At 53.2% G+C, this 26206-nt stretch carries 18 protein-coding genes; 13 read left to right on the top strand and 5 right to left on the bottom strand.

Translation table 11 applies throughout. The features are described 5' to 3' along the window. Positions 1 to 99 precede the first annotated feature (99 nt). From WC184_01730 to WC184_01745, 4 genes are all read left to right on the top strand, one after another. Positions 100 to 1320, top strand: coding sequence for a glycosyltransferase family 4 protein (locus WC184_01730; protein ID MFA7476598.1), 1221 nt, complete (start codon positions 100 to 102; stop codon positions 1318 to 1320). Next, on the top strand, positions 1317 to 5669 hold the full coding sequence (locus WC184_01735; protein ID MFA7476599.1) for an alpha-(1->3)-arabinofuranosyltransferase family protein: 4353 nt from the start codon (positions 1317 to 1319) through the stop codon (positions 5667 to 5669). Before WC184_01730 ends, WC184_01735 begins: the two co-directional genes overlap by 4 nt. After that, positions 5666 to 6346 (top strand): alpha/beta hydrolase, encoded by a 681-nt coding sequence (locus tag WC184_01740; GenBank protein ID MFA7476600.1) that lies wholly within the window; start codon positions 5666 to 5668, stop codon positions 6344 to 6346. The genes WC184_01735 and WC184_01740 overlap by 4 nt, the downstream gene beginning before the upstream one ends. 65 nt (positions 6347 to 6411) lie before the next feature. Continuing rightward, a complete protein-coding gene (locus tag WC184_01745) occupies positions 6412 to 7497 on the top strand; it encodes a Zn-dependent alcohol dehydrogenase (GenBank protein ID MFA7476601.1) in 1086 nt (361 codons plus the stop codon). Between the two features lie 66 nt (positions 7498 to 7563). Here WC184_01745 and WC184_01750 read toward each other — a convergent pair whose 3' ends face one another. Genes WC184_01750 through WC184_01765 form a run of 4 tightly spaced genes read right to left on the bottom strand, consistent with a single transcriptional unit; the run spans position 7564 to position 11503 of the window. Further along, a complete protein-coding gene (locus WC184_01750) occupies positions 7564 to 8199 on the bottom strand; it encodes an ATP/GTP-binding protein (protein MFA7476602.1) in 636 nt (211 codons plus the stop codon). After that, on the bottom strand, positions 8180 to 8566 hold the full coding sequence (locus WC184_01755; GenBank protein ID MFA7476603.1) for a DUF742 domain-containing protein: 387 nt from the start codon (positions 8564 to 8566) through the stop codon (positions 8180 to 8182). Before WC184_01755 ends, WC184_01750 begins: the two co-directional genes overlap by 20 nt. Next, positions 8553 to 8984 carry a roadblock/LC7 domain-containing protein gene (locus tag WC184_01760; GenBank protein ID MFA7476604.1) on the bottom strand — a complete coding sequence of 144 codons (432 nt, stop codon included), beginning with the start codon at positions 8982 to 8984 and terminating at the stop codon, positions 8553 to 8555. Before WC184_01760 ends, WC184_01755 begins: the two co-directional genes overlap by 14 nt. Next, positions 8981 to 11503 (bottom strand): nitrate- and nitrite sensing domain-containing protein, encoded by a 2523-nt coding sequence (locus WC184_01765; GenBank protein MFA7476605.1) that lies wholly within the window; start codon positions 11501 to 11503, stop codon positions 8981 to 8983. Before WC184_01765 ends, WC184_01760 begins: the two co-directional genes overlap by 4 nt. 160 nt (positions 11504 to 11663) lie before the next feature. On the opposite strand from WC184_01765, the gene WC184_01770 reads away from it, so the two are divergent. The 8 genes from WC184_01770 to WC184_01805 all read left to right on the top strand — a co-directional run bounded on the left by WC184_01770 (position 11664) and on the right by WC184_01805 (position 23526). After that, on the top strand, positions 11664 to 12374 hold the full coding sequence (locus tag WC184_01770) for a hypothetical protein (GenBank protein ID MFA7476606.1): 711 nt from the start codon (positions 11664 to 11666) through the stop codon (positions 12372 to 12374). A 2-nt stretch (positions 12375 to 12376) separates the two neighbouring features. Beyond that, complete coding sequence (locus WC184_01775; GenBank protein MFA7476607.1) at positions 12377 to 13702, top strand: M18 family aminopeptidase; 1326 nt, start codon at positions 12377 to 12379, stop codon at positions 13700 to 13702. Positions 13703 to 13863: 161 nt separating this feature from the next. Then, a complete protein-coding gene (locus WC184_01780; protein MFA7476608.1) occupies positions 13864 to 15987 on the top strand; it encodes a sodium-translocating pyrophosphatase in 2124 nt (707 codons plus the stop codon). Between the two features lie 160 nt (positions 15988 to 16147). Next, complete coding sequence (locus tag WC184_01785) at positions 16148 to 18106, top strand: ABC transporter ATP-binding protein (GenBank protein MFA7476609.1); 1959 nt, start codon at positions 16148 to 16150, stop codon at positions 18104 to 18106. Further along, positions 18097 to 20049 carry an ABC transporter ATP-binding protein gene (locus WC184_01790; protein MFA7476610.1) on the top strand — a complete coding sequence of 651 codons (1953 nt, stop codon included), beginning with the start codon at positions 18097 to 18099 and terminating at the stop codon, positions 20047 to 20049. The genes WC184_01785 and WC184_01790 overlap by 10 nt, the downstream gene beginning before the upstream one ends. Positions 20050 to 20259: 210 nt before the next feature. Beyond that, positions 20260 to 22356: a diguanylate cyclase gene (locus WC184_01795; protein MFA7476611.1), complete on the top strand. Its 2097-nt coding sequence runs from the start codon at positions 20260 to 20262 to the stop codon at positions 22354 to 22356. Positions 22357 to 22535: 179 nt separating this feature from the next. Next, positions 22536 to 22832, top strand: a complete 297-nt coding sequence (locus tag WC184_01800) for an SHOCT domain-containing protein (protein MFA7476612.1) — start codon at positions 22536 to 22538, stop codon at positions 22830 to 22832. A 19-nt stretch (positions 22833 to 22851) separates the two neighbouring features. After that, the gene (locus WC184_01805; GenBank protein MFA7476613.1) at positions 22852 to 23526 is read left to right on the top strand and encodes a uracil-DNA glycosylase; all 675 of its coding nucleotides are present in this window, start codon (positions 22852 to 22854) and stop codon (positions 23524 to 23526) included. Here the strand turns inward: WC184_01805 and WC184_01810 are convergent. Further along, on the bottom strand, positions 23523 to 24806 hold the full coding sequence (locus WC184_01810) for an acyl-CoA dehydrogenase family protein (protein ID MFA7476614.1): 1284 nt from the start codon (positions 24804 to 24806) through the stop codon (positions 23523 to 23525). The two genes, WC184_01805 and WC184_01810, sit on opposite strands and share 4 nt — an antisense overlap. A 150-nt stretch (positions 24807 to 24956) precedes the next feature. Here WC184_01810 and WC184_01815 point away from each other — a divergent pair, with 150 nt between their 5' ends. Next, positions 24957 to 26189, top strand: a complete 1233-nt coding sequence (locus tag WC184_01815; protein ID MFA7476615.1) for a Glu/Leu/Phe/Val dehydrogenase dimerization domain-containing protein — start codon at positions 24957 to 24959, stop codon at positions 26187 to 26189. The last annotated feature ends 17 nt before the right edge of the window (positions 26190 to 26206 follow it).

Raw genomic sequence — 26206 nt, forward strand, 5'->3', positions numbered from 1 at the left:
CCGTGTCATAGCCGCGTATAGTACGGGAATACCACTTCGGCCGCAAAGGCCAAAACATGTGCTTCGGAAATCGTGTTCTTAGAAAATAGGTCTTCACCTTTGAGCGATAGTTCCCATATTTTGCATAGTGCCATGGCGAAACGTGCTGAAAGTGCTGGCATTAAGCACGTTCATCTGGTCACCTGGCGCGACTTGGATGACCCGGAGGCTGGTGGTTCGGAAGAACATGCTGCCCAAATTTCGGCACATTTGGTGGCGGCTGGCCTAAAAGTCGTTCATCACACTGGGGCCGTGCCTGGTGCTCCGCACGAGAGTGAACGTAATGGCGTACGTGTTGTGCGACGCGGTGGCCGCTTCGGTGTGTTTTTCGCTACCGCTATTGATTCTTTGCGCGGAAAGATGGGTAAACGAGACGGCTTGATCGAAGTTTTTCATGGGTTACCTCTTTTCGCACCGCTCTGGTCACGTGGTCCCCGGGTGGCGGTAATTCATCACGTTCACCTTGGGACTTGGCACCACCTCATTACCCCTCCCCTCGACCGCCTAGGTGACTTAATCGAACGTTACCTGGTTCCGTTGTTGTACCGAAGAGCTCAAGTAGCCACCTTGGCACCGTCCACCCAAGAAGAAATCACGCGCAGCTATAAAATTCCGGCCTCGCAAATTACCGTGGCTCGACCTGGCATTGAAGGTCACTTTGTTCCTGGTGCCACTAAGTCAGAGACGCCTCTGGTAGTGGGGGTTGCGCGATTGATGCCCCAAAAAGGGGTGGCCGATCTATTAAAGATTCTGGCATCGGTTAAAAAGTTGGTGCCAACGCTTACCGCGGTGGTGGTGGGAGACGGCCCACAACGTGGCGAGCTGGAAGCGCTGCGCTCACGCCTCGGGGCTGATGATTGGTTGCATTTCGCTGGTCGAGTCAGTGCAGCCGAGTTGGTTCGGTATTATCAACAAGCTTGGGTGGTGGCTTCGGCGTCACATCGTGAAGGGTTCGGTCTCACCTTAACGGAAGCTGCCGCTTGCGGTACCCCTGTAGTCGCCACGCGAATATCGGGTCACACCGACGCCGTAAGTGAGGGCCAAAGCGGCTTGCTTGCTGAGGATGATCAAGAATTCACCGATCATCTTGTGGCGCTACTGAGCGATGATGAACTGCGCCAAGAGATGGGCGAAGGCGCTTTGGCCTGGGCCAGTGAGTTCAGCTGGGCCAGTTGTGCCGCCTCAATATTGGATGCCCTTTGTGTTGATGCACTGGCCAAAAAGAACACTCCAATGGCGCGAATTCGGGCCAACTTAGTGTCCCGGCTCAAACGATCGTGACCGGCTTTCAAACTAGGTGGGAATCTGCCCAGCGCTATTTGCTACTGGCGGTGTTCTCATACTTACCGTTGCTGGTGGCCGCCCCTAACAAAGTTGGGGCCGACACTAAGCAGTTTCTTTACCTCAACCCTGCCGATCTCATGCAGCGCGCTCTTTCGCTGTGGGATCAAAGTGTGGGCGGTGGAAGCGTTACCCATCAGACCATTGGCTACCTGTGGCCCATGGGCCCGTTCTTTTGGTTCTTCGAACGTCTTGGTATCCCCGATTGGGTGGCGCAGCGCTTTTGGATCGGATCGATTATCTTCACGGCCGCCGCCGGTGCCTTGTATTTGCTTGACCAGGTATTTCCCAAACGTTGGGTGAATGTGGTCGGGGCAGTTCTTTATGGTTTCAGTCCCTACGTGTTGGGGCACGTCACCGGTCAATCGGCGTTGCTCTTACCTTTTAGCGCATTCCCCTATCTGGTGGCCTTTATGGGCTTAGCGGTTCGGCGAGGCGGTTGGCGTTGGCCCGCAGCATTTGCATTGGTGGTCACGACCGCTGGTTCCTTGAATGGCAGCTCAGTTTTTTTTGTGGTTCTGGGTGCCGTTCTTTGGGCCCCGATGTTGGTTGCCTCCACCCCGGAAATATCGTGGCGGAACGCTGTTGGTGCCGTAGCTCGCGCTGGGGTGCTGACGTTGGTAACCCAGTTGTGGTGGTTGGTGGCGTATCAGGTAGGCGGAGCTTACGGGCTCCCAATTTTGGCCATGACCGAAACTATTGAGGTCACTTCAGCCACCACCACCGCACCAGAAATCCTGAGGGGTCTTGGCTATTGGTTTTTCTACGGCTCCGATCGTGACGGACCTTGGCTAAATAATATTGCTCCCCTTCACACCACCAACCTGATCTTCCTGGCGGTAAGTTTTCTCGCTCCGATAGCGACCATCTTGGTGGCACCCTTTGTGCGGTTTAAAGAGCGCCTCTTTTTTGTGTTGTTAACGGTGGTGGGCCTAACGGTGTCGGTAGGTGCTTATAACGCTAGTGGTCGTTCACCTTATGGTGCTGCTTTCTACAACCTGGCTGATTTGTCGCCGTTGGTAATGAGCTTGCGAAATACGCAGCGGGCCACTCCCCTGTTGCTGCTGGGACTGGCAGGAATATTGACCGCGGCGTTGCACGCATTGTCAAAGGTGGTGGTTCGTTCCTATAACGTCAACGTACAACGTGTCGTGGCGGGGGCCATGGTGGCGGCGCTGGCGGTGTCGTTCCCCTCTTTTTGGATCACTGGTTTAGTAGGTGAGCGATTTCATCGGGGCAATGAAGTACCCAGATATTGGCACGAAACAGCAGCCGCTCTCGATGCTGGTAGCGGGCGCTACTGGGAACTTCCGGGTATCGATTTTGCTTCTTACCGCTGGGGGCACACGCTCGACCCGGTGCTCGCCGGACTGACCAACAGACCAGGTCTTTGGCGTGAGTTGATTCCTTCTGGATCACCAGCCGCGGCGGATTTGGTGGGTGCTTTGGATCGCACGATCCAAGACGGCACATTTCAACCCGCTGCCTTGGCCCCGGTGGCAAGGCTACTTGGGGTTAGCGAGGTTGTGCTGCGAAGCGATTTGGAATACGAACGTTACCGGACCATGCGTCCGCAACGGGTGTGGGAATGGTTTCGTGACGTTCCGAAAGGCCTGGCCAACCCTTCAACTTTTGGTGAAGGCTACTCAAACCGTGCCCCCGAACGCTTGCCGATGATCGACGAGCTAGAGCTGGCACTCGATCCGCAGGCTTCAAGTCCGCCTGCTGTGGCGGTTTTCCCGGTCGTTAACACTCCCCAACCTGTTCGCGCCGTATCTAGCTTTGGTGGAACTGTAATTGCAGGTTCGGGCGACGGTGTAGTGGCAGCCGCCGCCGCGGGATTACTGGACGACATGAAGGGCCCAATCCGTTACGCCGCCGAGGTCACTTCAAGTGAACGTACATTGAACGAGGCTATTCGGGATAACACCACCACGCTGATCATTACCGACTCGAACCGTCTGCGTGGCCAGCACTGGTTCTCACTCAAAGACAACGTTGGAGCCATTGAAATACCAGGTAATCCGGCTATTCCGAACGATGAGAGTGATGCCCGCTTGTTACCGGTTGAGCCGACTTCCGAGCGCTCCTTATCAATTGGAGAATTTCGGGGCGCCAAGAATGTTTGGGCTACCGGCTATGGAAACCCCATAACGCTGACCCCCGAGTATCGTGCCGTTAACGCCTTCGACGGCGATTTTAATACCGCTTGGATGATGTCGCACGGCGTTACCAACGACCCATCGATTATTGGAATAGAGCTTGATAAGCCTTTAGCTCCGTCGCAAATTTGGTTACGTCAAGAGACCAACAACCCGGGCTGGCGCCGTATCCATCAAGTTGAACTCACTTTCGATAACTCTCGCACACTACGGGTTGATTTAGATGAAACATCGTTAAGCGGCCAGGGCCAATTGATAGAATTAGACGGCCAGGATTTCACAACATTTGAACTGCAGGTACTTTCCGCAGAACCAGGTTCGGGTCGGGTTGGGTTCAGCGAAATAACAATTCCTGGTGTCGTGGTTGAAGAACTAGTTCACCTACCGACCGACCTAATAGCAGCACTTGATACTGAACTATATTCGCATCCCCTTCGGGTGGTGCTTAATCGCTTGTGGGTTGATCCTTCGGATGTTGTTCGAGCCGATCCGGAAGAACGAATTAGCCGGGTCTTAGGGTTCACCGAACCCATAGATTTGACCTTGGCTGGTGAGGCACGATTATCGCCACAGGCCCCTGAAGAACTAATTGACCGTTTGGTTGGAATTCCAACCTTGGAAGCTGGTGGCTTCGTGTTCCGCTCGAGCGCACATTTAGCAAGCAGCTTGGAAAGCCGGGCTGCCGCGGCCTTCGACGGCCATACCGACACTGCTTGGACCTCAGTGTTCGGCCAGCCGACCAATAGCTGGCTACAAGTGGTTTCTACTGATGAAATTACTCTAGAAACCTTTAATATCACTCTTGTAAACGACGGTCACCACAGCGTTCCTACCAAGGTAGCTATTGAAGTGGACGGTCAATATCAAGATGAGATCGAATTACCGGATCCAGCTGATCCCGGCACAGTCGGTGCCACCAGCAACTTTGATCTGGAACTAGACAGACCCCTGGTTGGGCATGATTTCAAATTTGTCTTTAGCGAAGTCAGCCAACGTACCACCACCGATTGGTACTCTGGCCAACAAATTGCATTACCGGTGGGCGTGGTGGAAATAGAGATACCGGGTCATGATGGAATTACATACCCTGCCCAGTTAGACGAGAGTTGTCGATACGATTTAGTTTCGTTAAATGGGCAGCCTATTGGCGTAAAGGTTCAAGGTGAAACTACCCAGGCGTTGGCTGGGCAGCCATTTCAGGTAAACCTTTGTGAAGAAACGTTTTCCACGACGGGTGTTGAAGACATAATTCGGTCTGCCCCAGGTCGTGAAAGCGGATTCAATATTGACCAGTTGGTTTTAGCTAACGAGGTTTCCCCAATAACAGAGCACCAAGCTGTGCCGGAAGTTAAGTGGAACCGGAGCTCGTCTTCATCGTTCGATGTTTCGGTGGGAGCATGGGAGGAGCCGGTTTGGCTGGTAATTGATGAAAGCTGGAACAAGGGTTGGCACGCCAGCGTGAACGGCGAGAGCCTCGGTGAACCACAACAGCATGATCTGTGGGGAATGGGCTGGTGGATCGAGCCGAACTCAGTTCCGACCGAGGTTGAAATTCGATGGACGCCGCAACGTGCGGTGAACGTGGCCCTTGCAGTGTCGGGTATAGCGGTTGTGCTGTGCGTGGGACTAATAGTTTTCGGTAGCAGTGAAAACGGCAGATTTTCTTGGCGTCGACGAAAAAGAAGCCTAGGACCTGCAGGTGGCTTGGCTACCACCCAAGTAACCGACCAAGTAACCACCCAAGCAAGCATTGATGTCGTGCCTGAGCCCGAATTTGTCAGGTCATCACATAAACGCTCCATTACTTGGCCCATGGCAATATTCGGCGGTTTGACCGCGACTGCTTTGGTTTCAGTTTGGTGGGGTTTGGGCCTCTTTATGCTGTTGGCCTTGGGCCGATGGAAACCAAAGTTGTGGCCAGGATTGGGTGTTCTTCCAGCTCTTATGGTGACAACCTCTGCCACCTACATCGTGCTGTTGCAATGGCGCTGGCGCTATCCGGTGGAATCAATGTGGCCAGAACACTTTGAACGTGTGCATCAGTTGACCTTTTCGGCCGTGATATTAATGGCTTTGCTGGCAGTAGCGAATCACCGTAGCGGTCGCGACACTAAGCTTGCCGAATGACCAACTCGCCTGTTGTACTGATTCATGGATTTGCCACCTCAGCCGAACGTACTTGGCGCGAACCAGGCTGGATCGATCTCATTAATGATGCCGGCCGCGAAGTGATTGCGGTTGATCTATTGGGACACGGCAACGCCCCCAAATCACATGATCCAGCCGATTACGAGAATCTGGAGGAAGCTGTACTGACGCAGCTCCCCGACGAACCAGTAGATGCCATCGGATTTTCTATGGGTGCCCGGGTTCTGTTGACCTTAGCCAGTGCTCATCCCGACCGATTCCGTCGCATTGTGCTGGCGGGAATTGGTAAGAACGTGTTTGCCCGAGAAGGTGGTGACGCCATTGCCCGGGCTGTAGAGGGTGATTTCGATCCTGACAATATGGTCTTGGCTCATTTCAATTCCTTAGGTAACACACCCGATAACGATCCCAAGGCCCTCGCAGCATTCATGCGTCGCGAGTCACCGGCATTGACACGCGACGATTTAGCCAAGGTCAGCGCACCGGCGCTGGTAGTGGTGGGCGAACAAGATTTCGTAATGCCAGCTGACGAGCTGGTGGAAGCTCTCCCCGATGCTCGTTTTTTGTTGTTGCCCCGCGTTGACCATTTTGGCACGCCAAAAGACTTCACCTTCATAGATGAGGCCCTCGGTTTTATCGAAGCGCGCCCTTTCTAGTGTGACCGCTCTCACATGTGGCAGTATGTACGAGCCATGTAACTCAGAGGGGGAGCATCCAACCCATGCGCGCAGCAGTTCTAAATAGTATCCCTGGTCAGCTCGATATTGAAGAGATTCAAATCGGTAGCCCTGGCCCCAGAGAAGTCTTAATTCGGGTGGCGGCGGCTGGCCTTTGCCACAGTGACCTTCACTTTATGGAAGGTAAGTATCCATATATGACACCGGCCGTGCTCGGGCACGAGTCAGCTGGTGTTGTTGAAGCCGTGGGTAGTGAGGTCACCTACGTGAAGCCGGGTGACCACGTAATCACTTGCCTCTCGGTTTACTGCGGTAATTGTGAGAACTGCCTCACTGGACACCTCTCGATTTGCTCAGATGCGGAATCCACCAACCGCGCTCCGGGCGAAGACCCACGTTTGTCACGTGACGGCGAAACAGTCCATCAGTTCTTGAAGATGTCGTCCTTTGCCGAGATGATGCTCATCCACGAACACGGCCTGGTAAAGATCCGTGAAGATATGCCACTTGACCGTGCTGCGCTCATCGGTTGCGGCGTCACCACCGGTCTGGGCGCTATTTTCAACACCGCTAAGGTTGAACCTGGTTCTTCGGTAGCTGTGATTGGCGCTGGTGGTATTGGCTTAAATGCCATTCAAGGTGCCCGCATTGCTGGCGCGAGCCAAATCATTGCGGTCGACATGCTCGACAACAAGCTCGAGCTTGCTCGTGAATTTGGTGCTACCCACCTTGTGAACGCCAGCAACGGCGACGCGGTAGCTCAGGTGCTTGAGCTCTCCAAAGGTGGCGTGCATTACTCTTTTGAAGCCATTGGGCTAAAGGTCGCTGCTGAGCAGGCGTTTCACATGCTTCGCAACGGTGGTACAGCCACTATTATCGGTATGATTCCGGTCGGCCAGAATATTGAATTGCCTGGTGTTTCTTTCCTCGGTGAGAAGAAGATTCAGGGTTCCAACATGGGTTCCAACCGTTTCCGCATCGATATGCCCCGCTACATCGACCTCTACATGGATGGTCGCTTGAAGCTCGACGAGTTGGTTTCTCAGCGGATTCAACTCGACGAAATTAATGAAGGCTTTGACGCCCTCAAGCAAGGCAGCGTGGCACGAAGCGTAATTACCTTCGACTAAAGACTTATCTGCTTAATCGTTTGGTAGTGACAAAACAGCTTGACCTCGAGAATTCAAATCTTGAGGTCAAGCTGTTGCTTTTGATAGGGCGTGTTGAACCAAGGTGATTAAGGCGGCTTTTGTTGATTCCCGACTGCGAGCATCGCAGGCAATCATAGGAACAGTGTCGCTAACTGCTAAGGCCTCTTGTAGTTCTACCAAGGTGTGTTTCTCATCATCGTGGAAGACGTTGTGAGCCACCACAAAGGGCAGATCGCGCTCTTCAAAATAGTCAACAGCCGCGAACGATTCTTCAAGGCGGTTACTGTCAACCAGGACTACAGCCCCAATAGCACCGCGGGCTAGGTCATCCCACATGAAATGGAATCGCGGCTGACCCGGAGTACCGAAGAGATATAAAATTAGGTTTTGAGCCAGCGAAATTCGTCCGAAGTCCATGGCCACGGTGGTCGAGCTCTTGCCGGTAGATACGGCTAGATTGTCGATGCCCTCACTAGCTTCGGTGAGAATGGCCTCGGTGGTCAGAGGCTCAATTTCAGAGATCGATGCTACGAAAGTGGTTTTGCCAACACCGAAACCTCCTGCCACCACAATTTTTACCGACGTGGGTAGGCCGCCGGGCTCGGTTATCGCCTGGTGCTCATGATCGTTGGGGTGCCGAAGTGTGCCGTTTGGATTGGTTTCAAAGGGTTTGGAGGCCATCGAGTACCCTTTCCAATAGACGCAAATCAGGCCGCTCATTGACGGTTTCGTGGTTAATGTCCAGATAACCGTTTTCAATGAGATCGCCGGTTAACACCCTGGCCACTCCCAAATGCAAACCTAAGAGTGCCGAAATCTCGGCTACCGATTGCGCGGTGGCACACAGCTCAATGATTTGGTGATGTTCGGGTTGGAGCTCGAAGCTACTGGAGATGCCAATTGGTCTGGCCACTACCATGGTTTCAACCTCGAGATGAACGTTGGAAACGGTTCGACCGCCGGTGAGCGTATAAGGGGGTATCCGAAGGCCCAAGCCGTTCGCTTGTTCCGGCCGGTTCACCTCATCGTCGTTCTCAGGTGTGTCCATAGGGAAGGTTTCCTTGTAGTTCAGCTCGAAGCTGCGGGGTCAAGGCGCGCCCAGCGCGCTCCCCCAGTAGCGCCATTTCATAGCCGACCAAGCCCACATCACAGTTGGCAGAGGCGACTACAGCTAGGGCTGAGCCATCGCTAATTCCGGTCACAAAGAAAAACGCGTGTTCCATCTCGACAATAATTGAGTTAACTGCACCGCCATCGAAACGCGCCGTTGCGCCATGGGCCAAGCCAATGAAACCCGAAGCGACTGCGGCGTAGCGATCGGCGGTATCGCGGCTAATGCCAGTGGAAACTGCAATTGGCAAGCCATCGGAGGACACGACAACCGCTTCACGCACCCCCGGAACGCGTTCTACGAAGTTAGAAACCAACCAGTTGACGTTGTTTGCAGAAGCGCTCATTTCACTCATTGCGGATCCTCGGCATCGTTGGTGGGTTTGGTAGGCGTAGCAGCAGCGCTTTGCCCTTGGCGCAGTCCCGATCGATAACGTGAAAGCATTTCCCGAACCTCTTCAGGAGAACGTTGCGAACGCTTAGCGCCGCCAGCCTCGGCTGGTTCTTCCCTAGCGCCAATGTCGGGGCCGCTACCTAATTCAGCGCCCACGTCGGTTTTCGTTTCTGATGGCGAAGTGGCCATAGCCGGGGGCGCCGTAGCCGGAGGCGTTTCGGTCGCTGAGGTTCGCTTTGGCAGAGGCTTGCGTCGTACGAGACCGGCTTCGGTGAACTTGGTGAGGTCGTATTGAGCGCTCTCGGCCTGCTTCTCGACTAAATGATCGGTGTCGTCTTTGGCCGAGGTCACCAGGGTCAGTGCTCGTTTCGGTGGCTCTTTTGTAACCGTGGGCTCAGTGGCTATCGAAGTCAGCTCGGTTGGTGTTGAATCAACGCCGGTTGTTCGGTCAATCGCTGGTACATCTATGGCTGGTCGGAATGCACGAGGTGGTAACGCCTGGTCGGCCAAAGGATCGGCTTTGGGCACAATCGAGCTAGGTAGTTTTATAACCGCCTCTACCCCGCCGGTAGCCGTTGATGACAAGACAACGGTCGCACCAAGGCGAACTGCCAGTCGTGCGGTAATAGCCAAGCCTAAATCACGGTTCAAACTAAGCCCTACCAGAGGCGGTTCCTTTAATAGTGCGTTTAGGTGATTGATCTGGTCTTGGGTCATGCCGATGCCATGGTCGGTGATGGCAATGGTGTACGTGCCGTCATCCTCCGCCACCCCCTGTATTACCACTGGACTTTCCGGTGGTGAAAAAGTGGTTGCGTTCTCCATTAGTTCGGCCAAAATGTGGGCCACATTGCTGGCCGCGTTGCCCATAATTAATACGGGGTCGATCCGCTCTAGCTTCACCCGTGGATACTCTTCAATTTCACCCATGGCCATACGGATCACATCACGTAGTTCTACCGGTCGTGACCTGCGCAGTCCGGTTTCTACTCCGGCCAGAACCAACAAAGATTCGTCGTTACGGCGAATTTGAGTAGCTAGATGATCAAGTTTGTATAGAGATTCTAGGAGCTCGGGATCTTTCTCTTTCGTTTCCAGCTGGTCGATAAATTCAATTTGACGATCGATTAGCGATTGGTTGCGTCGAGCAATGTTCACAAACATGTCGCTAATGCCTTTATGCAACAACGCCGACTGCTCTTCGGCGACTTCAAGCACTGCCGTCTGTACCCGATCGAATGAGCGGGCAAGTTGACCTAGCTCATCGCGCCGAGCGCTTGAGAGCAGCTTAAGTTCAGTCGATTCCGGCAGGCCTTCTGGCGATTTCATCTTCTCAAGCAATGCTGGAACTTGTTCAGTTGCGAGTTCGCGGGCGTCCTTGTTGAGCTTACGAATTGGACGGGTTATACGTCTGGTTAACAACAGCGCCAGTAGCGCCGAAATAACCAGACCAGCCAGTGCTCCAACGATGAATTTCCAAGCCGTGTTTTTGGCGTTGGCATGACTTGCATGCACACTTTCATCCACGCTGGTAAGTACTTGCGCCCCGAACTGGTCCAAGGTTGACAGTTGAGTTGTCACGATCTCTATGAACTCGATCGGCGTGACCGGGCTCGTCTGGCCCACCGGCCCGTTTTGGCCCACTACTTCAGGGGTTAATAGCACTGGCTCAGCAATTAATGTACCGTCGCCTTGGTTAACCGATGGTCGGATCAACTCGAAAATACCGTCTTGATAGCTAAGCGAACGTTGCACTTCAGCCGAATTCAATAGGTCGTTGTAGGCCTCGGTTTGGGCCGGATTGGCTGAACTGTAAAGCAACTGTTCTTGTTGGAAGGCACGATTGTTGGCCGAACGCTCCAAACGCCACATTTTGCCGGCGGCGTCGAAGCTGCCAGCTCCTTGGGCCGCTAGATGGTTGGTTGCCCGTTTGGCATAGGCTTCTTGTGCTAGGGCGTAAGAAACATAGGTGCTCAAATCGAGCGAGCCCTGGGCGTCAGGTACCGAACCCACGGCACCGGTACCCATGCTGATGATCTGGTTGATGGCATTTCCGTACCAGTCGAAAGCACCAAAGAGGTCGCGGCTTGAATCTTGAATCGAAGAGCGCACGCTTTGCAGGTCGCGCAACGCCGTAACCGAGCGTTCTACCATGGGTTGATATACCACGTCGTCGGTAACTTGCGCCGCCAAGGTTAGATACAACGTCCAGCTGCGGTCGGTGATGGCTTGTTGTTCCGAGAGCTCGTTGGATACCGGCAAACCTTCTAACAAAAGCGCCGACCACATACGCTCGATTTGAAGCTCACTTGTCAATTGGCGTCCTGCCCACAGCATAGAAACCGCAAAGCTGGCGTCTTCGGCTCGATGGGCTACCGCGAAACGGTCTTGCACTCCGTAGGCGGTAATCCCCACTAGAACTAGCAATGGCGGCAAGATAACGGCCATCAGTTTCGTGCCAACGGTTGAATTTCGTAGCATCTAAGCCTCATAAATCGGCGTAATGAAAAATATGGTGTGAGGGTCTAGTTTGCCCATACCTCCCCTCATCGGCCACACCTGCATCTATTTAAGTCGTTTCTAAGTATCTGAGGTACAGATTTTATGGGGTGGGGCAGCTAGGCAAGCTAACGTGCCAGTTATGGGGTCGCATGAAAGCCGCCTGACGGGACGTCTTGATGAGCTCGATATTGCGAGCGTATTGCAAAGTTTGCTCGATGCCGGCAACCCTGGAGCATTGGTGCTTCGAGGTGAGCAACGCGGCGTGATGGTGGTCGAACCTCCCTACATCAATTTGGTCACCACTGCTGAAGAACGTTTAGGTGCCGACTTGGTTTCAGCCGAATTGGTGGATGAAGAAACATGGCTTTCGGCTTTGTCTAACGGCGGTAATAGACCTGGTGGCGCGCTAGTGGCATTGGTTGAAGCGGGCGTTGACCATGGGGCTATGCGCGAGGTGCTTTATGAACATGTCATCACCGCCTTATTTGAACTCTTGGTACCCGGTGACACCGAGTTTGAATTTCTACCTGGTGTATCTCATCGCCTGGCCATCGACCCCGGTTTTCTATATGAAGATGTTCTAAGTGACCTAAACACTCGAGTTGGCGAATGGCGTCAGATAGCCGAGGCTATTCCTGATACTCAAAGTGAGTTTCGGCGGGCGAAAACACTGCCAGCCGATATGCCATCGGTAACGCTAAACCGTGCTGAATATGAACTGCTGCTGCTTATAGATACCCAGGTTTCGGTGGCCGAGCTAATCGCAGTTTCGGAGCGGCCAGCCTTCGAAGTGATTACCCAACTTTATGGCCTATTGCGCCGTGGTTTACTTGAAACTAAGGAGCCTTAAACATGACCATCAGTGCTGATGCGAGCGCAGCGCGCCCAGCGGTGGCACCCGCGGTTGTCGATCTATTGAAATTCATTGACACCTCACCATCGCCGTATCATGCCGCAGAAAACGTTACCGAGCGCCTACTAGCGGCCGGGTTCGTTCATTTCGATCCGGGTGCCCCAACCACGGGCGCTAGTCACGGGGTGGCACAACTTGGTGGCTCGGTAATTGCTTGGGCGGCACCTGCCAATGCAGCGGCTTCCCTACCCTTTCGACTGTTTGGTGCTCACACTGACAGTCCCAACTTACGCGTCAAAGCACTACCCGAGACTGGTCGTGCAGGATGGCGTCAATTAGGGGTTGAAGTATACGGAGGGGCACTGGTCAATTCGTGGCTAGACCGTGATTTGGGTCTATCTGGTCGGGTGGCACTACGAAATAGCGAGGTCGCGGCAGGCTATGAGACTCGTCTGGTGAAGGTCGATGAACCAATCTTGCGGGTGCCTCAACTGGCAATTCACCTAGACCGAGAGGTTAACGATAAGGGTTTGCTGCTTAACAAACAACAGCACCTGGTGCCGGTTTGGGCCTTAGGCGAAAGCCACGAAGGTGAATTCAGCGAATTTTTGGCAGAACGCCTAGGAGTTGCGCCAGCCGACGTTTTGAGTTGGGACATAATGTTGCATGACCTCACACCCTCGGTAGTAGGTGGTCGTGACGCCGAGTTTATTTTTGCTCCCCGGCTCGACAATCTAGTGTCGACCCATGCTGGCTTAGCCGCTTTTGAAGCGCTGGTAGCTTCCGGCGACCAAAACAGTGTGGCCGTATTGTGTTTGTTTGACCATGAAGAGGTGGGCAGCACCACCCAGACTGGTGCCGTGAGCTCGTATTTGGCTCACCTGCTTGAGCAGTCGGTATTAAGCCGTGGTGGTAGCCGGAGCGATTATCTAGCGGCTATGGCCGGATCACAACTGCTCTCGGCTGACATGGCGCATGCGATACATCCCAACTATCCCGATCGGCATGAACCGAACCACCATGTCCAAATCAACGGTGGTCCCGTGATCAAAATCAACGCTAACCAACGTTATGCCTCTGACGCCTTGTCGGTAGCCGCGTTCCAGCTGGCGGCTGAGCGGGCTGGCGTGAAAACCCAACGCTATATTCACCGTACCGACCTGGCTTGTGGCTCTACCATTGGACCACTAAGTGCCGCTGGTTTGGGCGTGTCAACAGTAGATGTTGGTGTGGCGCAGCTTTCGATGCATTCGGCTCGCGAAATGGCTGGTACCGCCGACATTCCCACTTTTGTGACGTGTGTAACAGAATTTCTACGGGACTAAAGGCCCGGTTTTATAGCGAGGGTGTTTGACCTGGTGGGGTCTGCGACCTAGTTTCGGGTCGTCGAAAATTAGAAAAAGGACCGCGTACTTGGCCCCATGCTGGCTGGCCAGGTGTTCGTCCTGAACCTAGTAATCACCCATAAATAAACGGAGAGTAAAGAGTGGATTCCATACCCTTACTAGCGCTGTTGAGCGCGATTGCAGGCCTTGGGCTTGCCGCGTTCTTCTACGCTGCGGTTAAGAAGGAAGACCCGGGTAACGACCGGATGGTCGACCTTATGACCTCCATCCAGGATGGAGCCAAGGCCTTTCTTCGCCAGGAATACAGCTACGTAGCCGTTTTCGTGGTGGTCATGATGGTCCTGGTGGGCGTTTTCGTGGCACCACTTGGTGCTTTGGCTTATGTATTTGGTGCCGTGCTTTCAGCTGGTGCTGGCTACGTCGGCATGGAAGTGGCCACCTTAGCTAACGCCCGTGTGGCCCAAGCCGCCAAAACCGGTGGTGCGCCTAAGGCCCTGCCACTGGCCTTCCGTGGTGGTGCCGTTATGGGCTTCACCGTGGCTGGTTTGGCACTAGCCGGTTTGATGATCGTTTACATTCTGATCGTCAAGGTGATTAAGGCAGATGACGCTTTCGACATCGTGACCGCCTACTCCCTCGGTGCTTCCTCGATCGCCCTGTTCTCTCGTGTGGGCGGCGGTATTTACACCAAGGCTGCCGACGTGGGTGCCGACTTGGTGGGCAAGGTTGAAGCCGGGATTCCCGAAGACGATCCTCGCAACCCCGCCACCATTGCCGACTTGGTAGGTGACAACGTAGGTGACGTGGCTGGCATGGGTGCCGACCTCTTCGAGTCGTATGCCGGTTCGATTGTGGCCCCAATTGCGCTAACCGCTTTTATGGGTGTTGGTATTACCGCTGACCAAGCAAGCGATGCTGGCATCATTAACTTGTTAATCTTCCCGATGTTGATTGCCGCGGTTGGAATGGTGGCCTCGATTATCGGTTCTTTCGCTGTGAAATCTGGCGATAGCACCGAAGCTTCGGCGCTCTCTAAGTCCTTACATCGTGGTACGAACGTGGCCATGTTGCTCACCATTATCGGTACCTTCGCCGCTGGCTTCTGGGTCTTTAACGACTCTCATACCATCGCTCTACCTCAACTCGGAGATGTCGATCGGTTTGAAAACTGGTGGGGTCTACCCATTTCGGTAGTTGGCGGCTTAGTGGTCGGCTTTGGTATTGGTAAAGTCGCTGAAATCTGGACCTCAGATGAGTTCGGTCCTGTCAAGAAGATTGCGCAACAAAGTGAAACTGGCCCAGCCACCACCATTTTGAGCGGAATCTCGGCTGGTATGGTTTCGGTAGCAGCCTCGGTACTGCTCATTGCTGCGGGTGTGCTGGTAGCTTACTGGGGTGGCCAACAGACCCTGGAGGGTTTGGGCATTTATGGCATCGCGCTCGCGGCCATTGGAATGTTGGCTACTACGGGCATGGTGGTTTCGGTCGACGCTTATGGCCCAATCTCTGACAACGCCGGTGGTATCGCTGAAATGGCGCATCTCGACCCTGAAGTTCGTGAGGTCACCGACGCTCTCGACTCATTAGGTAACACCACGGCTGCTATCGCCAAGGGTTTCGCGGTCGGTTCGGCTGCTCTCACCGCTTTAGCGTTGTTCAAGAGCTTCGAAGAAGCCCTGACTAAGGCGGATCCAACCTTTGTGCTTTCTTTGAACGTGGGTGAAGTACCGGTCTTTGTTGGTCTCTTTATCGGTGCCATGTTGCCCTTCCTCTTCGCCGCTCTCACCATCGATGCGGTTGGTCGTGCTGCTAACGCCATGATCGAAGAGGTACGGCGCCAGTTCCGTGAAATCCCGGGTTTGCGTGAAGGTAAAGAAGGTGTGAAGCCTGATTCAGCCCGATGTGTGGCTATTTCCACCAAGTCTTCACTGCGAGAAATGATGCTGCCTGGTGCCCTGGCTGTGGTTGTACCTTTGGTGATTGGTTTCATCAACATCGACACCTTGGGTGGTTTCCTGGCTGGTGCCTTGGTCTCGGGTTTCTGCTTGGCTATCTTCATGGCCAACTCGGGTGGGGCGTGGGACAATGCCAAGAAATATATTGAGGCTGGTGCCCATGGGGGTAAAGGTTCTGAGGCCCACAAGGCTGCGGTGGTCGGCGACACCGTGGGAGACCCTTTCAAAGACACCTCTGGCCCCTCCATGAACATTCTGATCAAGGTTATGACCATCGTATCGCTGGTGTTTGCTTCGGCTTTCGTCTAAGCAATCGGTTCACCAACCTTGTCGGTGAACCACACTAGAAACACAGCACTTATAGGTAGGTTGGTACAAAGTGTGCCAACCTACCTTTAGTTTTCCGCACAATTCGTATTTTGGTATGGCAGACTAACTATACGAGTCTCTAACGAATGGGTAGTACCTATTGACCTTAACTAACACTTTGGAGCGAGACTTCGAACGTCTCGGCAATCGAGATTTCGACGAACCGGTTTCTCCATTTGAACCCAATGCTGTGGTCGGGCGTTACCCTCCCCCACGCGCCGAGATTGACCCCGATGCCTCCAAAGGTTGGATTCGCCGTATGCAGCCGCTCTTGGTGGCTAACAAGTGGCTCTTTCTAGCTGCTATGGCGCTTTCAGTGGTTTCGATGGTGACCCAAGTAGCTGTACCAAGGGTTTTGATGCAAGGCATCGACGTGGCACTCGAACGACGTGCTGCTCCCCTTAACCATTACGTATGGATTTTGGTGGCCCTGGCAGTAGCTCGTGGTGTGGCGATGCTGTATTACCGTTTGTTCCTGTTCAAGGTGGCTTATGGCCTGGAATACGATCTACGGACCACTATTTATCGGCACCTCACCCGAATGTCGTTCAGCTTTTTCGACCGGGTACAAACTGGTCAGCTCATTTCTCGAGCCAACTCGGATATCCGTTCGGTCCAGATGTTTCTAACGTTTGCACCCATGGTGGCATTACAGGGCATCAGCTTTGTTATGGCCTTCAGCCTTATGCTTTCCATCCACGTGGGTCTTACGATTGTGGCGCTTCTACCGTTGCCGTTCGTGTTTTTTGTCGGTCTACGCATGCGCTCCTACATGTTTCCAATTTCTTGGGTGGTACAAGCCCGTACTGCCGACGTGGCAACAATCGTGGAGGAAAACGTTACCGGAACCCGAGTGGTTCGATCGTTCGCAGCTGAGGGTCAGCAGTTAAACAAGCTGGCAGGTGCAGCCGAGCGTTTGCGCTGGGCCACAACCAAGCAAATCGACATTCGGGCCAAGTACGCCCCGATTATGGAAAATTTGCCCCGCTTAGCAACCGCCCTGGTGTTGTTATACGGCAGCCTTTTGGTAATTGGTGACGATATTTCAATCGGCGCCATAATCGCCTTCACGAGCTATGTGGTCATGCTTCAGGCACCATTTCGGATGATCGGCATGATCATGATGCAAAGTCAACGTGCGTCAGCCTCAGCAGCACGAATCTATGAAATCTTGGACGAAACCCCTGAGATTGAGGATCGACCGGGTGCTATTGACCTAACGAACGTTGAAGGCGCTGTCAGCTTCAAGAACGTAAGTTTCACCTATGCCAATGGCCATGAGGTTCTGCGAAACTTCAACCTGGAAGTAAAACCTGGTGAGACGGTGGCCATCGTGGGCCGAACTGGCAGTGGGAAATCCACCGTAGCGAGACTCTTAGAACGGTTTTACGAGGTGTCCTCAGGTGAAGTTCTCGTTGATGGCCACAACGTTAAAGACGTAACCCTAACGAGCCTACGAAACCACGTTGGAATGGTGCTAGACGAGCCATTTTTGTTTTCAACCACCATTCGCAACAACATTGCATACGGCCGACCCGATGCCACCATGGAAGAAATCGTAGCGGCGGCCAATGCCGCCAACGCCGCCGAATTTATTGATCGTCTACCCAAGGGATACGAGACCTTGGTGGGTGAACGTGGCTACACCCTTTCGGGCGGTCAACGCCAGCGGCTAGCCATTGCTCGCACCCTGGTAGTAAATCCAAAAGTCCTAATTTTGGATGATGCTACCTCAGCAATTGATGTTCGAATCGAGGAGCTAATTCATGATGCTCTCAGTTCGCTTATGGTCGAGCGAACAACGATTGTGATTGCGCATCGCCTCTCAACCATCGCCCTGGCAGAACGGGTGGTGCTGTTAGAAGACGGTGTCATAGTGGCTTCGGGTAGCCACCTCGAATTGATGCGTACCGAACCTCGTTACGCGGCCGTTTTAGCGCACCTGGAAGAAGACCAAGAACGACGTGAAAAGGCCCGTGAGGCCAGGCAGAACAAGACTACTGCTGCTCAAATGAGTGACGTTCAAAGCCAGTCTGTGGGAGGTAACTCATGGGCATGATGGGTGGTGGCGGTGGTTTCGGTGGAGGCTTTGGCGGTGGCGGGCGCAACAGCAGCGCCGCGGCCGGGCTGCCCTTTGCCGGGATTCCACCGGAGCTTCAAACCAAGGTCGATGAGTTATTAGCTACAGAAGTCGCAAAAGATGACCCAGAAGTTCCTTTTAGCCATTCCAGCTACGATCGGCGACCTCTTAGCCTTCGTACAATATTGGCACCCCATTGGTTAGCGCTCGTCGGTTCGTTCTTGTTGGTGGTAGTGGAAACTGCGGCTCAACAAGTGGGGCCCCTGTTAACTCAAATTGGTATTGATGACGGTATTCGGGTTGGGGGCGGCGACGGCAACCGTAATGTTATTTATGTTGTAGCAGCGTTATATCTATTGAGTATTGCTCTCAATATTGCAACTGCTCGGGCGCGAGTTGCCTGGTCGGGCCGCGTTGGAGAACGGCTAATGTACGACTTGCGGGTACGAGTATTTGCACATTTCCAGCGGCTCGACGTGGCTTTTTTTACGGAAGAGAAAGCCGGACGTCTGATGACTCGCATGACAAGCGATGTCGAGAGCCTCACCCAACTGTTCCACGATGGCCTGGTGCAAATGGTGGTCCAGGGATTGACCCTGATTTTCGTTGTGGTTGTGCTGTTTTTCTACAACGTGAAGCTGGCCTTGGTCACACTGTTAGTCATTGTGCCCTTCATGGTGGCCATGACAATTTGGTTCCGCAGTGCTTCCGACAAAGGCTACCAAGCGGTTCGAGAGCGAATTGCGGATGTCTTGGCGCATCTTCAAGAAAGCCTCTCTGGGGTACGAATTGTGGTGGCCCACAACCGTCAACACCAAAATGTGGTTGAGCATCGCAATATTGTGGGCGATTACAAAGAAGCCAATAATTACACTGCCAAAGTCGGTGCCACCTACGGTGCTGGTACCGAAGTCGTTGGCATTATTGGTCAAGCATTGGTGCTTCTAATCGGCGGAAGAATGGTGCTGCGCGGGGAGCTTACGCTTGGCAAACTGACTGCCTTTGTGCTTTATCTGAATACGTTTTTCGCGCCCATTCAACAGATGGTGACCTTGTACAATACGTATCAATCAGGACAGGCTGCGTTATCGAAATTGCGCGAGCTCTTATTAACGGAATCAACGACACCGGAAAAGGTTGATGCCGTGGTTTTGCCGCCGGTGCGCGGCGAAATTCGCTTTGATGACGTGAGTTTTTCTTATGTACCGAACAAACCAGTTCTCCAAAATGTGAACCTCACTATTGCTGCGGGTGAAACCTTTGCGTTGGTGGGGCCCACCGGTGCCGGGAAATCGACCTTAGCTAACCTAGTAATCAGGTTCTATGACCCCACCGATGGTGTGGTGAGCATCGATGGTTTTAACCTTCGAGATGTCAGTGTGAAATCACTTCGTTCCCAACTGGGTATAGTGCCGCAAGAACCGTTTCTTTTTGGTGGTTCGATTAGAGACAACGTGGCCTTTGCCCGCCCTGAGGCTACAGATGAAGAAGTGTTGGCTGCCTGTCGGGCGGTGGGCGTGCAAGATTTAATCGACCGTCTACCTGAGGGCATCCACAGTCCGTGCCATGAAAGAGGCGTGTCACTTTCGTCGGGCGAGCGACAACTTTTGGCCCTTGCCAGAGCTTTCCTAGCCAGACCCAGGGTGTTGGTCTTAGACGAAGCAACCTCGAATCTAGATTTGCGGTCAGAAGTCAAGATCGAACAGGCCCTTGACACACTCTTGGAAGGCCGTACTGCAATTATCATCGCCCATAGGCTTTCCACAGCCATGCGCGCCGATCGATTGGCGGTAGTCGATCAAGGTGGAATCATTGAACTTGGTTCCCATGAAGAATTAGTGGCCTTGGGCGGTGAATACGCCAAGATGTTCGCTACCTGGGAACGTCAGGCCGGTGACGGAGAAGTATCAGTGACCACCTAAGCCAGCCGCTATGCCTAAGAGGCCGCTCAGCTTGGTTATTTCTATTACCAGATATGTAGTTCTGGCACTCGGGGCGGCTGCCATAGCTACTTGGCAGTGTTATTGCGCTTGAAAACGCGCCGTAACATCCCACCACAATTCGCATTACGGTGCCGTTAATTCTTGCTAGGTATCGCTGTTGCCTGCCGAACAAAGCACGGTTCGTATCTCATGGACACCTCTGAGCCCCCGCAACTCGATCACGATATTTTGCGCTCCGATATGTGGAGTGCTTTGACCGATGTTTCTAGTGATGCGTTGCTGGTATTAAATTCATCGCTGTCCATAACTTTTGCTGGTGGTGCCTTAGCGTCAGTACTTGGCAAAGATGCCGCCGACTTGATCGGTATCACCGCCACAACCCTTATTCACCCCGATGATCACGCAACAGTTAGGGGTGAACTCGGAACGATTGCGCCTGGTTTAACCGCTGGCCCCACACAATTTCGGGTTTTGCATGCTGATGGTACGCCACGGTACGTGCGGGCGGTTGTTACCAACCAGCTGCAAGAACCTAACCTGGCCAGCATCGTTTTGTCATTAAATGATATCACTGCCTCAATTGAGGCTAAAGATAGTATGCGTAGACGAGATCGTGACTATCGTCGCTTAGTAGAAGTAACTACCACCCCAATAATCATCTCGCGCAATGAGTTAATAGTATTTGCCAATTTCTCTGCATTGAATCTTTTGGGTGCAAATACACCGGAACAAGTAGTTGATACACCTGTAACAACATATGTAAAAGGTTTCATGCCTTGGGACAAACCCGAGGAATTACATGTTGCTACCGAGCAGTATCTGTCTCGCTGTGACGGCAGCACCGCCAGCGCCGAGTTCAGCACCGCTCCCGTAATGTGGGAGGGTGAACAAGCCACTCAAATAATGATCCGGGAAGTCGGTAGCCAGCGCCTGGCTGAAATGAACCTGGTCTATAAAGCAACTCATGATGCTTTAACAGGCTTGCCGAATCGCTCGTTGATGCTCGATCGCCTAGAACTAGCCGGTGCTCGTAGCATCAGAACACAACGACACTACGGTGTGTTGTTCGTAGACCTAGATCGCTTTAAGGCCGTCAACGATGGTTATGGCCACGATGTCGGCGATGAATTGTTGATCCAGGTTTCACAGCGCCTGCTGCAGTCGATTCGACCAGGCGACACCGTGGCACGTTTAGGTGGCGATGAGTTCGTGGTCTTGGTGGAAGATCTAGAGTCTCCCGCTGTAGTAGAGCTCGTTGTGGACCGAATTCACCGTGCTTTGGCAACGCCATTTCACATTAATAATTTCGATATATTTATAAATTCAAGTATTGGGGTCTTAGTTACCGCTGAAAATCCCGGAGCATACTCATTATTGCAACATGCTGATGCCGCGATGTACGCCGCCAAGCGTGCGGGGCGTAGCCGTGCAGTTTGGTTCGATGAATCTATGCTGGCCATTGGTTCCCGTCATCAAGAAGTAATGAGCCAAATTAAAGCTGCCATTGAAAACGATGAAGTAATGTTCGCGGTCGATCCAATATTCAGTATTGCTAGCAATCAAATCGAAGCGGTAGCGGCAGTCTTCTTATGGCAACATCCAGTTCAAGGCCTTGTTGATATTGAAGAAGTTGTGGGCAATGAAGCCGAAGATAACCTTTCGGTGCTGCTAGGCACCAAAGGTTTGCGTTTGGTTCTTGAATATCTCGAGGCACACCCCGCCTATCGTGAACCTAATCACCGACCGAGCGATACCACAGACCAAATATCGGCACCGGTGCCGGGCTGGTTAAGCGGTGGTGTTTCGGCTCTTGAATTATTACATCCGAATTTTAATGACACCTTGCTTAATGGCTTGCGGGCATCGCATCTAGATCCTTCGATTGTGGCACTCCAGGTGACTGAAGAGGTGCTCAATGCCGACCCTGCGAGTACAAAGTCGACCTTGGTTGAGGCACAACAAGCCGGAGTCAGAGTCATAATCGATGACTTCTGTGCCAGCGCCATGTCGTTACGATTGTTACAAGAGCTGCGCCCTAACTACATCAAGCTTGATGAACGCTGCATTCGAGACGTTGTTTCCTCGGCTGAGATCCGCGATTTTGTACAATCCGTAATTGCCATCGCCCACGCCCTTGGCATTGGCACTATCGCCAAAGGGGTTGAAACTTCAATCCAACGCGACCTCCTTGGCGAACTCGGCTGCGATCTGGCCCAAGGCCGTTACTACGGTCCGTTACGAATCCCCTTGGGCGACGGTGAGTGGACGCCTGCGATTCTTGGGTGACGCAAGGGTAAACACGGTAACCATCTGTGTTATTGCACGCAGCGTAAGCTAGAATGGCTCAACGTGTGGCGTGACCCAGAACGCTTCAGAATGTTCGTTGAGAAATCTTGTATTGACAACGCCTATTCACCGTTCCACACGCCATCTTTATTATAGCTGTCTAGCAAAGGGACGAACTCATGGCTGCTAATCGCACCACGTTCGAGAAACTGCAGCGCGATCGGGCAAAAAAGGCTAAAGCCGCCGCCAAACGTGCACGCAAACTCGGACAACCAACACCAGGTAATGAAATCCCGGCTGAACCCACTTCCGTTGACGCCGAGTGGACAATCGGCGATAGTGACAAACCGCTTTCGGCTTCTGAACTATTAGAAGCTGTCGAGCAGCTGCAATCGCAATTCGATTCCAAGCTCATCACCGAAGATGAATTTGAAGAACGAAAGATTGACCTGCTGGCACGGGTAAGCAACGACTGAAACGGATCGCACTGGGGTTGTGCCAACAACTGACTGGAACCCGCTTTTGCGGGACCAATTTGAACAACCCTACTGGGGTCCGCTTCAAGCTTTCGTAGCCAAAGAGCGAAGTACCAACACTGTATATCCCCCCGATAAGCAGGTCTTTCGGGCTTTACATACGACCCCGTACCAATCGGTGCGGGTCGTTATTTTAGGGCAAGATCCGTACCACGGTCCGAAACAGGCGCACGGTCTGGCGTTCTCAGTGGCGAGCGGTGTGCCCTTGCCGCCATCGCTGCGAAATGTGCTGGCGGAGCGCGAGAACGATCTAGGTCTGCCCGTGCCCAAAAGCGGTGATCTTTCGGCGTGGGCTGCCCAGGGCGTATTGCTACTAAACACCACCTTGACCGTGCGGGCAGGAGAAGCTGGATCGCATCAAGGCCGAGGTTGGGAGTCGTTCACCGACGAAGTCATTCGGGTGGTGTCTAACAAAGTCGAGCCGGTGGTCTTCGTTCTTTGGGGTGCCTCCGCCAGATCTAAGAAAGCGCTAATTGATGACTCTCGGCACATCATTATCGAAAGCGCTCATCCTTCACCTCTTTCAGCACACCGAGGTTTTTTCGGCAGTCGACCTTTCTCGAGAGTTAATGCTTCACTAACTAGCTCCGGTCGACCGCCGATCGATTGGTCTTTACCTCAAGACCAAACCTAAGAGCGCTGCGTACCAACCTTTAACTCGCGGAACGGAACGTCGCGGTCGACTTGCGGCTCTTTAGGCAAGCCCAGTACCCGCTCGCCCAAAATATTGCGTTGCACCTCGTTGGTGCCACCGGCGATCGCACCACCGGGCGCGGCCACTACAGCCATTGCCCAACGACTATCGGTTTGGTCGTCGTCCCAGGCGGCGGCGTCCATACCGGCTAGCGAAGCCCCCAAATCAGCAGCGTCGGCGCTGAGCAGGGCGCCAAAAAGCTTGCCAATGGAACCCTCTGGCCCCGGTGCTTGGCCTGATTTTACCGCGGCGCGGGTTCGAAGCCCTATGAATGAAAGGACGCGTTGGCGTGAATACAGTTTCGCTAAACGCTGGCGAATCACAGGGTCACCATCAACTCCTTTGGCGCGGGCCAAATCAACGTATGGCTTTAGCGGGTCACTGCGTGCACCGCTACCAGAACCAATGGCCACTCGTTCATTGGCGAGCATGGCGACCGCGGCACGCCAGCCTTCATTTTCAGGACCTAAACGGTGAGATTCATGAACTCGAACGTTGTCAAAGAACACCTCATTAAAGTTAGAGCCACCCGTAATTTGCACTAATGGACGAATGGTTACCCCGGGTGCTTTCATATCAACAATAAACATGGTGATGCCACGGTGTTTAGGTTGTTCAGGGTCGGTTCTAGCTATTACTACGCCGAAATCGCTGTAATGTGCACCTGATGTCCATACCTTTTGACCGTTCAAGATGTATTCATCGCCATCACGGTCGGCGCGCATAGCCAAACTAGCAACATCTGAGCCAGCACCGGGTTCTGAAAAGAGCTGGCACCATATTTCATCGGCGCGCAGCATTGGTGGAATGTAACGCTTCTTAACTTCGTCATTGCCCCACTCCAAGATGGTGGGACCGCACATTCCAAGACCAATGGTTAATACCGTGGGCGGCAGGCGGAAGTTAGCCGCCTCCTCGTTGAAGATCTCCTGATAACGGTTCGTTAAACCTTGGCCACCGAATTCTTTCGGCCAGGTCAGTCCAGCTAACCCTGCATCGTAAAGAGCTGCTTGATACTGCTTGGTAACTGCCAGTTCTTCTTCTGGGCTTGGTCTAGGGCGAGGCGCGATCGGTCCTGGAATGTGCCTTGTTTCGGTTGACTCTTGTGCTCCGTCGCTCTTGGCTGGCACGTTATCGTGAAACCAAGCGCGTACTTTAGACCGAAAGGCGGCTTCGGTTTCGTTGTCTTGGCGACCTTCTTTGAGCTCGTCGTCCGACACGTTAATCCCCCATTTTGTTCGACAACTTCATGCTGTAGACGTGACTTATATTACTGAAGCGGTCGACTAGAACGAAAACCCACGACCACCAGGCAAAGGTTTTGGCTACGTAGTGTGATTCTTGACCGAGGGGTGCCTACGGTAGTGCCTATGACTCCACTTGAGGCCGTAAACCATTACTTTTCTATTGCTGCTGACGTCTGTCGATTGTCGGATTCAACTAGACAGGTATTGTCTACGCCGGAGCGAGAAGTTCGGACTGAAGTGCCCTTGCGGAGGGACGACGGCACTTTAGAGGTTTTTATCGGCTATCGAGTGCAACACAACAATGCCCGTGGCCCGTTCAAGGGTGGTATTCGGTACGATCCGAGCGCCGACATCGAAGAGGTACGGGCTTTGGCGTCGCTGATGACCTGGAAAACGGCTTTGGTAGACGTGCCTTTTGGTGGTGCCAAAGGTGGAATCCAGGTTGATCCACACGATTTATCTAAGCTTGAGCTCGAGCGACTAACCCGCAGTTATGCCCGTTCCATGCGGCGCGATTTCGGGGCGAATCTCGACATTCCAGCTCCCGACATGGGAACGAATGCCCAGGTCATGGCTTGGCTGTTAGACGAATATGAACAACTTGAGGGGCTCTCCCCCGCCATGGTTACCGGAAAACCGGTGGCGCTTGGAGGCTCGCCCGGACGTGAGGCCGCTACCGGGCGAGGTGTGATTTCAATTCTGAACGAAGTAATAAAAGATCACGAGTCGCATCCGGGTGAAACCACCGTAGCTATACAAGGATTCGGCAATGTTGGCGCTTGGGCCGCCCAACACGCTTTTGAGCAGGGTTACAAGGTGGTCGCAATTTCAGATATTAATGGAGCTATTTACTCTCCGAATGGAATTAATGTACCTAAGCTGAAAGCTCATTACGCGCAGGCTGAACGACTCGACGGATTCGAAAAGGCAGAATCAATTTCTGGTGATGAACTTCTAGCGTTGGCAACCGAGGTATTAATACCTGCCGCTACGGGCGAGGTTCTCACCATTGAAAATGCTGACTCGGTCAACGCGAAGATCATTATGGAAGCTGCTAACCACCCGGTTACCCCTGAAGCCGACGAGATTTTGCGTGATAAGGGTATCCATCTCGTCCCTGATATTTTGGTCAATGCTGGTGGCGTTACGGTCTCATATTTTGAATGGGTTCAAAATACGCAGGGTAAGCAATGGGCGGAACAACGAATTTACGATGAGCTGCGACATACGCTCACTACCGCCTATCGCGAAGTGAAAGAAGTGGCTGAAACTAGAGGCTGTTGCTTGCGAGAGTCGGCTTACATTGTGGCGGTAGAAAGAGTCGCGCAAGCCGCCATGCTGCGAGGTTCGGTTTAGGTCGAGCTAGAATTAAA

The sequence above is a fragment of the Acidimicrobiia bacterium genome, assembly GCA_041676705.1.
Taxonomy (GTDB): domain Bacteria; phylum Actinomycetota; class Acidimicrobiia; order Acidimicrobiales; family SKKL01; genus Actinomarinicola.

Bases quoted from the DNA above. Each gene is read 5' to 3' on its own strand.
- WC184_01760 (MFA7476604.1), bottom strand. From the start codon at position 8,984: ATGAGTGAAATGAGCGCTTCTGCAAACAACGTCAACTGGTTGGTTTCT.
- WC184_01795 (MFA7476611.1), top strand. From the start codon at position 20,260: ATGGACACCTCTGAGCCCCCGCAACTCGATCACGATATTTTGCGCTCC.
- WC184_01755 (MFA7476603.1), bottom strand. From the start codon at position 8,566: ATGGACACACCTGAGAACGACGATGAGGTGAACCGGCCGGAACAAGCG.
- WC184_01770 (MFA7476606.1), top strand. From the start codon at position 11,664: ATGGGGTCGCATGAAAGCCGCCTGACGGGACGTCTTGATGAGCTCGAT.
- WC184_01750 (MFA7476602.1), bottom strand. From the start codon at position 8,199: ATGGCCTCCAAACCCTTTGAAACCAATCCAAACGGCACACTTCGGCAC.
- WC184_01775 (MFA7476607.1), top strand. From the start codon at position 12,377: ATGACCATCAGTGCTGATGCGAGCGCAGCGCGCCCAGCGGTGGCACCC.
- WC184_01815 (MFA7476615.1), top strand. From the start codon at position 24,957: ATGACTCCACTTGAGGCCGTAAACCATTACTTTTCTATTGCTGCTGAC.
- WC184_01790 (MFA7476610.1), top strand. From the start codon at position 18,097: ATGGGCATGATGGGTGGTGGCGGTGGTTTCGGTGGAGGCTTTGGCGGT.
- WC184_01740 (MFA7476600.1), top strand. From the start codon at position 5,666: ATGACCAACTCGCCTGTTGTACTGATTCATGGATTTGCCACCTCAGCC.
- WC184_01800 (MFA7476612.1), top strand. From the start codon at position 22,536: ATGGCTGCTAATCGCACCACGTTCGAGAAACTGCAGCGCGATCGGGCA.
- WC184_01765 (MFA7476605.1), bottom strand. From the start codon at position 11,503: ATGCTACGAAATTCAACCGTTGGCACGAAACTGATGGCCGTTATCTTG.
- WC184_01745 (MFA7476601.1), top strand. From the start codon at position 6,412: ATGCGCGCAGCAGTTCTAAATAGTATCCCTGGTCAGCTCGATATTGAA.